General features: G+C 69.8%; 11 protein-coding genes. 2 read left to right on the top strand and 9 right to left on the bottom strand.

What is annotated here, in order from left to right:
- Positions 1-79: 79 nt before the first annotated feature.
- From ychF to IBL25_RS12680, 4 genes are read right to left on the bottom strand one after another with little or no spacing between them, the layout of a single operon-like run.
- On the bottom strand, positions 80-1174 hold the full coding sequence (ychF, locus tag IBL25_RS12665) for a redox-regulated ATPase YchF (RefSeq protein WP_187778910.1): 1095 nt from the start codon (positions 1172-1174) through the stop codon (positions 80-82).
- Between the two features lie 43 nt (positions 1175-1217).
- A complete protein-coding gene (locus IBL25_RS12670) occupies positions 1218-1625 on the bottom strand; it encodes a hypothetical protein (protein WP_187778911.1) in 408 nt (135 codons plus the stop codon).
- Positions 1626-1628: 3 nt separating this feature from the next.
- A complete protein-coding gene (gene pth, locus IBL25_RS12675) occupies positions 1629-2201 on the bottom strand; it encodes an aminoacyl-tRNA hydrolase (RefSeq protein WP_187778921.1) in 573 nt (190 codons plus the stop codon).
- An 18-nt stretch (positions 2202-2219) separates the two neighbouring features.
- Positions 2220-2867 (bottom strand): 50S ribosomal protein L25/general stress protein Ctc, encoded by a 648-nt coding sequence (locus IBL25_RS12680; RefSeq protein ID WP_187778912.1) that lies wholly within the window; start codon positions 2865-2867, stop codon positions 2220-2222.
- A gap of 254 nt (positions 2868-3121) precedes the next feature.
- Between IBL25_RS12680 and IBL25_RS12685 the strand changes: the two genes are divergently transcribed.
- Both IBL25_RS12685 and IBL25_RS12690 read left to right on the top strand, forming a co-directional pair.
- On the top strand, positions 3122-4141 hold the full coding sequence (locus tag IBL25_RS12685; RefSeq protein ID WP_187778913.1) for an extracellular solute-binding protein: 1020 nt from the start codon (positions 3122-3124) through the stop codon (positions 4139-4141).
- Positions 4142-4156: 15 nt separating this feature from the next.
- Positions 4157-5776: an ABC transporter permease gene (locus IBL25_RS12690; RefSeq protein ID WP_187778914.1), complete on the top strand. Its 1620-nt coding sequence runs from the start codon at positions 4157-4159 to the stop codon at positions 5774-5776.
- 2 nt (positions 5777-5778) lie between these two features.
- On the opposite strand, the gene IBL25_RS12695 is transcribed toward IBL25_RS12690, so the two are convergent.
- The 5 genes from IBL25_RS12695 to IBL25_RS12715 all read right to left on the bottom strand — a co-directional run bounded on the left by IBL25_RS12695 (position 5779) and on the right by IBL25_RS12715 (position 9206).
- Complete coding sequence (locus IBL25_RS12695; RefSeq protein ID WP_187778915.1) at positions 5779-6375, bottom strand: histidine phosphatase family protein; 597 nt, start codon at positions 6373-6375, stop codon at positions 5779-5781.
- A complete protein-coding gene (locus tag IBL25_RS12700; protein ID WP_187778916.1) occupies positions 6372-6995 on the bottom strand; it encodes a glutathione S-transferase family protein in 624 nt (207 codons plus the stop codon). The genes IBL25_RS12695 and IBL25_RS12700 overlap by 4 nt, the downstream gene beginning before the upstream one ends.
- 148 nt (positions 6996-7143) lie before the next feature.
- Positions 7144-7302, bottom strand: a complete 159-nt coding sequence (locus IBL25_RS12705; protein ID WP_187778917.1) for a hypothetical protein — start codon at positions 7300-7302, stop codon at positions 7144-7146.
- Positions 7302-8234: a ribose-phosphate pyrophosphokinase gene (locus IBL25_RS12710; protein ID WP_187778918.1), complete on the bottom strand. Its 933-nt coding sequence runs from the start codon at positions 8232-8234 to the stop codon at positions 7302-7304. The genes IBL25_RS12705 and IBL25_RS12710 overlap by 1 nt, the downstream gene beginning before the upstream one ends.
- Before the next feature lie 147 nt (positions 8235-8381).
- Complete coding sequence (locus tag IBL25_RS12715; RefSeq protein WP_187778919.1) at positions 8382-9206, bottom strand: shikimate 5-dehydrogenase; 825 nt, start codon at positions 9204-9206, stop codon at positions 8382-8384.
- Positions 9207-9281 lie beyond the last annotated feature (75 nt).

A 9281-nucleotide genomic window follows, 5' to 3' on the forward strand; every position in this document is an offset into this window, starting at 1 on the left:
ACTTCAGGGCCTTCGTCAGCTTAGCCGAACCTCGCGAAAACGTGAAATTAAATCTCTGCCCGAATGAATTCCGGCCGCCTCAGACGTTGAAGCGGAAGAGCATGATGTCGCCGTCCTTCACGACGTATTCCTTGCCTTCCACACGGGTCTTGCCGGCTTCCTTGGCCGCCTGCTCGCCGCCCAGGGCGACGTAGTCGTCATAGGCGGTGGTCTCGGCCGCGATGAAGCCGCGCTCGAAATCGCCATGGATCACGCCGGCGGCCTGCGGCGCCTTCATGCCCTTGATGATGGTCCAGGCACGGGCCTCCTTCGGCCCCACGGTGAAATAGGTGATCAGCCCCAGCAGGCCGTAGCCGGCGGCGATGACGCGGTCGAGGCCGGAATCCTTCAGGCCCAGCCCTTCCAGGAACTCGCCCCGGTCGGCCTCGTCCATCTGGCTGATCTCGGCCTCGATGGCGGCGGAGACCACGACGGCCTTGGCGCCCTCGGCCTTGGCGCGCTCGAAGACCTTGGCGGAGTAGGCATTGCCCTCGCCGGCCGAGGCTTCCTCGACATTGCAGACATAAAGCACCGGCTTGCTGGTCAGCAGCTGCAGCCGGCGCACCGCCTCTTCCTGCCCCTTGGGGATAGCGGTGCGGGCGGGCTTGCCATCCTGCAAGGCGGCCAGGATCGGCTCCATCAGCGCCACCTGGGCGGCGGATTCACGGTCGCCGCCACGGGCGCGCTTCTGCAGGCCGACGAGGCGCTTCTCGATGCTGTCCATGTCGGCCAGCATCAGCTCGGTCTCGATGATGTCGGCATCGCGCAGCGGGTCCACGCTGCCCTCGACATGGGTGACGTCGCTGTCCTCGAAGCAGCGGAGGACATGCACGATGGCATCCGTCTCGCGGATATTGGCGAGGAACTGGTTGCCCAGGCCCTCGCCCTTGCTGGCGCCGCGCACCAGGCCGGCGATGTCCACGAATTCCAGGCTGGTCGGGACGATCTTCTGGCTCTTGCCGATCTTGGCAATGGTCTGCAGCCGCGCGTCCGGCACGGCCACGCGGCCCACATTCGGCTCGATGGTGCAGAAGGGGTAGTTCGCCGCCTGGGCCGAGGCAGTCTGCGTCAGCGCGTTGAACAGGGTGGACTTGCCGACGTTCGGCAGCCCGACGATGCCGCAGTTGAAACCCATGACAGCGAATACCTCAGGCGTGTTTGGAAGTGGGGGTTGGCGCTCAGCCGAGGCCTTGCGCGATGTCCTGCGCGATCTGCGCGGCGGCGATGCGGGCGGAGGCATCGTCGGTGGGCAGGGCCAGGGCGGCGGCGCGGAGCTGGGTGACGGCGCCGGTGACGGAAACATCCAGCGCATCGGCCGCGGCGCGGATCAGCCCGGGGCGGGCCGGGGGCGCGGCCTCGGAAACGGCCTGGGCCATGGCCAGCGCCAGGGAGGCACGGGCGGCGGCGGCCTCGATGGCGCCCTCGTGGTCGGTGTCGCTCTCGCGCAGGGCGGCGGCGGTGGTGGCCAGCGTGCGGGCCTGCGCCAGCAGGGCGGCGGCCAGCACGGCCACGCCATTGGCGATATCCTCGGGGCCGGGGCCGCCGAACTCAGCGGCCAGATCGGCCGCGGCGTCTTCGATCGCCATCTCTCAACTCTCCTGTGTCAGCAGGGCGACGCGGGTCATGAAGGCTTCCCGCTCGCCCTTGGCCAGCAGCGGCGCTGCATCGGCCAGGGCATCCAGCATGGGCTCCAGCCAAGTGTCCACCTTGGCGAAGTTGCCCAGCACATGGCCGGTAACCTTTTCCTTCATGCCGGGATGCCCGATGCCGAGCCGCACACGCCAATATTCCGGCGTGCCGAGCTTGCGGTCCATGTCCCGCAGCCCGTTATGGCCTGCGGCGCCGCCGCCCTTCTTGATGCGGATCCTGCCCGGGGCGAGGTCCAGCTCGTCATGGAAGGCGGTGATGTTCTCGGGCGGGATCTTGAGGAAGGCCGCCGCCGGCTGCACCGATTCGCCGGAGAGGTTCATGTAGGTCTGCGGCTTCAGCAGCAGCACCTTCTGGCCGGCGATGCTGCCGTCCGAGGCGAGGCCCTTGAAGCGGCTCCGCCACGGCGAGAAGCCGTGGCGGCGCGCGATGGCGTCGAGCGCCATGAAGCCGATGTTATGCCGGTGCCGCGCCTGGCCCGGCTCCGGATTGCCGAGACCGACCCAGAGCAGCACCGTCACAAACCTTGCTTCTTACTTCTTGCCCTTGGCGGCCTTGCCCTTGGCGGGCGCGGCAGCAGTGGCAACGGGGGCGACGATCACCTCTTCCTCGACCACCTTCGGCGGCGCGATGGAGGCGACCACGAAGTTGCCGGACTGCACCGGCTTGGCGCCGGCCTTGTCCTTCACGTCGTCCCAGTGGAAGGAGTGGCCGATGCCGTGCTCGCCCAGCTCAACCACGAAGTTCTCGGGCACCTGGTCGGGATCGCACAGCACTTCCAGCTCGCGGTGGACAGCGTTGACCACGCCGCCTTCCTTGACGCCGGGGTTGGTGTCTTCGCCCGTGAACACCACCGGCACCTTCACGCGGATCAGCTGACCCGGGGCCAGGCGCTGGAAGTCCACGTGCATCGGCGTGTCCTTCAGCGGGTGGAACTGCACGTCGCGCATCAGGGTGCGCACGGTCGGGCCGTTCTTCACCGCCACCTCATAGAGGTGCGACGCCCAGCCGCCCTTGTGCATTTCCTTCATCACGTCACGCGGGTCGAGGGCGATCAGAACCGCCTCTTCCTTCGCGCCGTAGATGACCGCGGGGACCAGCCCCGCCTTCCGAGTCGCGCGCGCCGCCCCCTTACCGGCCAACTCGCGCGCTTCGGCCTCGATCCGAATTGTCTGGACCATGAATCCGTGCTCCGCTCATCAGAGGCGCCGCGCCGGGCTTCACCCGGGGCGCCATGCCATACGTCCCCGGGCGGGATGCCCAAAGACGATCGCGCCGGCCTCCAGGGGTGCCAGCGCGCGGGCGGGCCTTAGCAAGAATGCGGGCCCGGTTCAATGCCGGCCGCGCATGGCGGGCGGCAGATGTAATTGACTCGCATTTGCAACCATGTGAGCCTGCCCGCATGCCGCCGCGGCGGCTGCCCGGGAGGTGCCACATGTTTCATCGGCTCAGCGCCACGATCGGCGCGCTTTCGCTGTTGCTGGGAGCGCAGTTCGCGCAGGCGGCGGAGGTCAATCTCTATACGACGCGGGAGCCCGGGCTGATCCGCCCGCTGCTGGAGCGCTTCACGCAGAAGACAGGGACGACCGTCAACACGGTCTTCGTGCAAGGCGGCCTGGCGGAGCGCCTGGCCGCCGAGGGCACGCGCTCCCCGGCCGATGTCGCCATGGTCGTCGATATCGGCAACCTGATGGATCTGGTGGACCGCAACCTCTCCCAGCCCGTGAAATCGGATGTGCTGGAGGCTGCCGTGCCGGCCGGGCTGCGTGGCGAGGATGGGCGCTGGTTCGCCCTCTCCACCCGCGCCCGCGCCATCTATGTCTCGCGTGAGCGGGTGCCGGAGGCCGAAGGCGCTCGGCTGACCTATGAGGACCTCGCGGACCCGCGCTTCAAGGGCAAGGTCTGCATCCGCTCCGGCCAGCATCCCTATAACACCGCGCTCTTCTCGGCCCTGCTGGCGGAGCACGACGAGGCCTGGCTGCGCGACTACCTGACCCGGCTGAAGGGCAACCTGGCCCGCCGCCCCGGCGGCGGCGACCGCGAGGTGGCGCGCGACATCCGCGCCGGCATCTGCGATGTCGGCGTGGCGAATACCTACTACCAGGGCATCATGCTCTCCGGGCAGGGTGGGGAGGAGCAGCGCGCCTGGGGCCAGGCCATCCGCATTGTGCTGCCGAATGACGGCGCCATGGTGAATGTCTCCGGCGCCGTGATCGCCCGCCATGCGCCGAACCGCGAGGAAGCGGTGAAGCTGCTGGAATTCCTGGTCTCGCCCGAGGCCCAGGCGCTCTATGCCGAGGTGAACTTCGAATACCCGGTGCGCGCCGATGCCGCCCTGCACCCGATCGTGGCCGGCTTCGGCACGCTGAAGATCGGGGCCATTCCGCTGCCGGAGATCGCGGCCAAGCGGGCCCGCGCCAGCCAGATCCTGGATGAGGTCGGCTTCGACCGCTGATCCGCTGGCTTTTCGATGAAGGTTCTTCGGCTGGTTTCGGTGCTGGCAGCGGCCCCGGTCGCGCTGCCGGTGCTGGCGCTGGCGACGGCCGCCTGGGCTGGCTCCGGCGGCCTTTGGCCCCACCTGATGCGCTTCGTGCTGCCGCAGGCGCTGGTCGAGACACTGCTGCTGCTGGCCGGGGTGGGGGCATTGGTGGTGCTGGTGGGCACCGGCACCGCCTGGCTGACGGCCTGCTACCGCTTTCCCGGGCGCCGGCTGCTCTCGGCGGCGCTGGTGTTGCCGCTGGCGCTGCCCGGCTATGTCGCCGCCTATGCCTGGCTGGATGTGCTGCACCCCGCCGGACCCGTGCAGATCCGGCTGCGGCACCTGCTGGGCCTGACCGACCCGCGCGCCATTCCCTTGCCGGAGATCCGCTCGCTCACCGGCTGCATCCTGGTGATGGGGATGGTGCTCTACCCCTATGTCTATCTGGCGGCCCGTGCCGCCTTCCGTACCCAGGGCAGCGAGGTGCTGCGGGCCGGCCGGGCCTCCGGCGCGGGCGGGATGCTGCTGTTCCGCCGCATCGGCCTGCCCATGGCGCGCCCCGCCGTGGCCGCCGGCGCGGCCCTGGCGTTGATGGAGGCGCTGAACGATGTCGGCGCCGCCGAGTTCCTCGGCGTGCGGACCCTGACCGTCTCGGTCTACGTGACCTGGATCACCCGCTCCTCGCTGGAAGGCGCGGCGCAGATCGCGCTGGTGCTGCTGGCCCTGGTGGCGGGAGTGGTGGCGCTGGAGCGCTGGGGCCGGGCGCGGGAAGGGCACGCCACCACCCGGCCGGAACCGCCGGAACGCCAGCAACTGCCGCTGCCGCTGGGCCTCGCCGCCAGCCTCGCCTGCACCCTGCCGGTGCTGCTGGGCTTTGTGGTGCCGGCCTCCTACCTGCTCTGGGCCGCCTGGACGCGCGTGGCGGAATTCGGCCTGCCGCGGGAACTGCCGCACTGGATCGGCAACAGCGCCATGCTGGCCGCCATGGCGACCGTCCTGGCCCTGGCCGCCGCCCTGCCGCTGGCCTTCGGCGCGCGGCGGGACAGCCCCTCCCGCCGCCGCCCTGGCCCGGGGACGGTGCTTCTGAAGCTGGGGATGCTGGGTTATGCGCTGCCGGGTGGCGTGGCGGCGGTGGGGTTGATCATTGCCTTCGGCTGGATGGATGAGGCGCTGGGCCGCTGGGCGCCCATCGCGCTCTCCGGCAGCGTGGCGGCGGTGGTGGCGGCCTATGTCATCCGCTTCCTGGCCATTCCGGCCGGAGGGCTGGACGCTGCCTATGCCCGCATCCGGCGGGAGGTCGATTGGTCCGCCGAATCCATGGGCGCGGCCGCCGGGCGGCTGCTGTGGCGCGTGCATCTGCCGCTGCTGCTGCCGGCGCTCTCGGCCGCGGCGCTGCTGACCTTCCTGGATGCCATGAAGGAACTACCGGCCACGCTGCTGCTGCGGCCGCTGAACACCGAGACCCTGGCCACCGCGCTCTACGCCGAGGCCGCGCGCGGCACCTATGAGGAAGGCGCCGTGGCGGCCCTGGCCCTGGTGGTGGTCGGGCTGGCGCCCATTGTGCTGCTGGGTGCCGGCGGCCTGCGCAGGTTGCTGCCGCCGGCTGGCTGAGGTCAGAGCGCCGGCAGTTCCGCCGGCTCGAAGTGCCAGGCGCTTTCGCCCGCCGGCGGGGGCGTGACCCAGAGCGGCAGGGCATTGGGGGTGCGGACATTCGCCGGCAGCCCCGCCACCGAGCGGAAGGCGCGCCAGAGCGCGCCATGCGCCACCACCAGCACCGGCCCCGGCCTGGCCAGGGCGCGGTTCACGGCCGCGACGGTGCGCTGACGCAGCTGCTCGAAGCTCTCGCCGCCTTCCGGGGTCAGGTTGCCCTCGACCCAGTCGTCGAACCAGCCGCCCATCTCCTGGCCTTCCTGCACGCCGAAGGAGACCTCGCGCAGCCCTTCGTCGATCTCCAGCGGCAGGCCCAGCTTGGCCGAGACCACCTCCGCCGTGTTGCGGGCGCGGGAAAGGGGGGAGGCGACGATGGTGGCGATGGCGCGCGGGCCCGTCGCCACCTCCACAAGGGCCTTGGCGGCGCGTTCGGCCTGCGCCCATCCCACCGTGTTCAACGGGATGTCCACATTGCCCTGGCTCAGGCCGCGCGCGTTCCAATCCGTCTCGCCATGGCGCAGGAACCAGAAGGGCGCGGCGGGCGAGACTTCCAGGCTCATGCCGCCATGCCCGAGGCCGCCAGCGCCCGCTGCACCGCCGGGCGGGCCAGCATGGCCTTCAGATGCGCCTCGATCCGGGGCGGCACCGGCATGCCGACGCGCTTCACCGCCCAGTATTCCACGAAGAACAGCGCGGCATCGGCGATGGAATAGCCCTGCGGCATCACCCATTCGCCGCCCTTCCAGGTGCGGTCGATGAGCTGGAGGTATTCGGCGGCCAGGGCCTTACCCTGTTCCACCACCTTGGGCTCGTCGGCCGGGTTGGGGGTGAAGCGGCTGGCGCGGAACTGGCGCGTGAAGCCCTGCGGATGCACCGTGCCGGCGATGTAGTCCACGAAGGAGAGCGTCTCCGCCTGCCCGTCCACATCGGCCGGCAGCAGCTTGGCCTCGGGGAACTTGGCGCCGAGCCAGAAGGCGATGGCGGTGAACTCGGTCAGCACGGAGCCGTCGTCGCGCTGCAACACCGGCACCTTGCCCTTGGGGTTGATGGCGCGGAATTCCGGCTTGTCCTGCCCCTGGTCCTTCAGCGGCACGAGCTGCAGCTCGAAAGGCTTGCCGATCTCTTCCAGCATGACGTGGATACCGACGGAGCAGGCGCCGGGCGAATAAAAGAGCTTCATGAAAGACCCCCCTCAGGATGCCGTATGCGGCCCGGGAGCATCGGCGGCGCGGCTCCGGCCCGCAAGGGGGGAAGGGATCAGTCCAGCGGCTTCGGCAGCTCGATGGCTCGGGGCGCGAAGCCCGTGCTCCGATGGAGCGCCTCCGCCCTCAACTGCCCGTCAGAACTCCGATGGCCGGCTGGTCAGGCCACGGGCGGGCGTCGCGGTCGCCAGCGATACCGTCCTCGGAGGTATTGAGGCCGGTGAACTGGGCGATGAGGGCCTCACGATCCGCGGGCGATGCCTCGCGGATCGTGAGGCCGTTCATCAGTTGAACAGCGTCGAGACCGAGCTTTCCTCGGAGATGCGGCGCATCGCCTCGGCCAGCAGCGGCGCGATGGTGAGCTGGCGGATGTTGGAGGAGACGCGCACGGCCTCGGTGGCCTGGATGCTGTCCGTCACCACCATCTGCTCGATCGGCGCGGCGCCGATGCGGGCCACGGCGCCGCCCGAGAAGACGCCATGCGTGACATAGACGGAAGCGGAGCGTGCGCCGTTCTTCAGCAGCGCCTCGGCCGCGTTGCAGAGCGTGCCGCCCGAGTCGACGATGTCGTCCACCAGGATGCAGTCGCGACCTTCCACGTCACCGATGACGTTCATCACCTCGGAGACGCCGGCGCGGGGACGGCGCTTGTCGATGATGGCGAGGTCGGTGTGCAGGCGCGCCGCGATGGCGCGGGCGCGCACCACGCCGCCCACGTCCGGGGAGACGACCATCAGGTCGCGGCCCTTGTAGCGCTCCATGATGTCACGGGCGAAAAGGGGCGCGGCGAAGAGGTTGTCGACGGGGATGTCGAAGAAGCCCTGGATCTGCCCGGCGTGGAGGTCCAGCGTCAGCACGCGGTCGGCGCCGGCTTCCACGATCAGGTTCGCCACCAGCTTGGCCGAGATCGGGGTGCGGGAGCCGGACTTACGGTCCTGCCGCGCATAGCCGAAATACGGAATCACGGCCGTGATGCGCTTGGCGCTGGAACGCCGCAGGGCGTCCAGCATGATCAGCAGCTCCATCAGGTTGTCGTTCGCGGGATAGCTCGTCGACTGAATGACGAACACATCCTCGCCGCGCACGTTGTCATGGATCTCGACGAAGATCTCCATGTCGGCGAAGCGGCGAACCGATGCCTGGGTAAGCGGCAGGTTCAATGCGGCGGCCACCGCCTCGGCGAGGGGACGGTTGCTGTTGCAGGCGATAATCTTCATCCGGGGGGGCTTCTCCGGCCATCGGGTGCGGCCGGCAGGAAGCCGACCCGGCAAAGGACGGCGCGTGGTAGCAACGTGACGGTAAGATGTCCATCACGCAGCAGTGTAGTGCATGAGGGGTATGCGCCAGTTGCCCCTCAGGCCGCATCAACCACGCGCAAAAGCCGCCGCTGCTTCCACCTGCGCGGGAGAGGGCGTGACGCCGGTGTAAAGGCGGAACTGCTCCAGCGCCTGCAGGACCGCCACTTCGGCGCCGGTGATCACCACCTTGCCCAATTCGCGGGCGCGGCGGATCAGCGGCGTTTCCGGCGGCAGGTGCACCACGTCGAAAACATAATCGGCGGCTTCGACCAGTGCCTCGGGAAAGGCGAGGTCCCGCGACTCGGGGCCGCCTTCCATGCCGATGGGGGTGATGTTCACCAGCAGCGGCGCGCCCGTCACCTCCGCCTGCCAGCGGTAGCCGCAGGAATCGGCCAGGCGGCGCCCGGCGGCCTCGTTGCGGGCCACCACGGTGCCGTTGCGGAAGCCGGCATCGCGCAGCGCCGAGACCACCGCCTTGCCCATGCCGCCGCTGCCGCGCGCGACGAAGGGTGTCTCCGCCGGCACGCCGTATCGGCGCAGCAACGGGGCGATGGCGGCATAGTCGGTGTTGTGGCCGGTCAGCACGCCATCGTCATTGACGATGGTGTTCACCGAATCGATGGCGGCGGCGGAAGGCGCCAGCCCGTCCAGCAGCGGGATGCAGGCTTCCTTGAAGGGCATCGAGATGGCGCAGCCGCGGATGCCCAGCGCCCGGATGCCGCCGATGGCCGCCGGCAGGTCCTGCGTGGTGAAGGCCTTGTAGACGTAGTCCAGCCCCAATGCCTCATAGAGGTGGTTGTGGAAGCGGGAGCCGAAATTGCCCGGCCGCCCGGCCAGGGACATGCAGAGCTTCGTGTCACGGCCGATGGGCGGCCGGCGCGGCGTGCTCATGGGCCGGTGCGCCCGCGCCCAGGGGTGGGCAGGGGCAGGTCGGCAGCCGCGCCGCTGACCGGTGCCACCGGCGCG

Source organism: Pseudoroseomonas ludipueritiae (genome assembly GCF_014490445.1).
GTDB lineage: Bacteria > Pseudomonadota > Alphaproteobacteria > Acetobacterales > Acetobacteraceae > Pseudoroseomonas > Pseudoroseomonas ludipueritiae.

Coding starts and splice junctions, on each gene's coding strand:
- ychF (WP_187778910.1), bottom strand. CDS start 1,174: ATGGGTTTCAACTGCGGCATCGTCGGGCTGCCGAACGTCGGCAAGTCC.
- IBL25_RS12670 (WP_187778911.1), bottom strand. CDS start 1,625: ATGGCGATCGAAGACGCCGCGGCCGATCTGGCCGCTGAGTTCGGCGGC.
- IBL25_RS12680 (WP_187778912.1), bottom strand. CDS start 2,867: ATGGTCCAGACAATTCGGATCGAGGCCGAAGCGCGCGAGTTGGCCGGT.
- IBL25_RS12685 (WP_187778913.1), top strand. CDS start 3,122: ATGTTTCATCGGCTCAGCGCCACGATCGGCGCGCTTTCGCTGTTGCTG.
- IBL25_RS12690 (WP_187778914.1), top strand. CDS start 4,157: ATGAAGGTTCTTCGGCTGGTTTCGGTGCTGGCAGCGGCCCCGGTCGCG.
- IBL25_RS12695 (WP_187778915.1), bottom strand. CDS start 6,375: ATGAGCCTGGAAGTCTCGCCCGCCGCGCCCTTCTGGTTCCTGCGCCAT.
- IBL25_RS12700 (WP_187778916.1), bottom strand. CDS start 6,995: ATGAAGCTCTTTTATTCGCCCGGCGCCTGCTCCGTCGGTATCCACGTC.
- IBL25_RS12705 (WP_187778917.1), bottom strand. CDS start 7,302: ATGAACGGCCTCACGATCCGCGAGGCATCGCCCGCGGATCGTGAGGCC.
- IBL25_RS12710 (WP_187778918.1), bottom strand. CDS start 8,234: ATGAAGATTATCGCCTGCAACAGCAACCGTCCCCTCGCCGAGGCGGTG.
- IBL25_RS12715 (WP_187778919.1), bottom strand. CDS start 9,206: ATGAGCACGCCGCGCCGGCCGCCCATCGGCCGTGACACGAAGCTCTGC.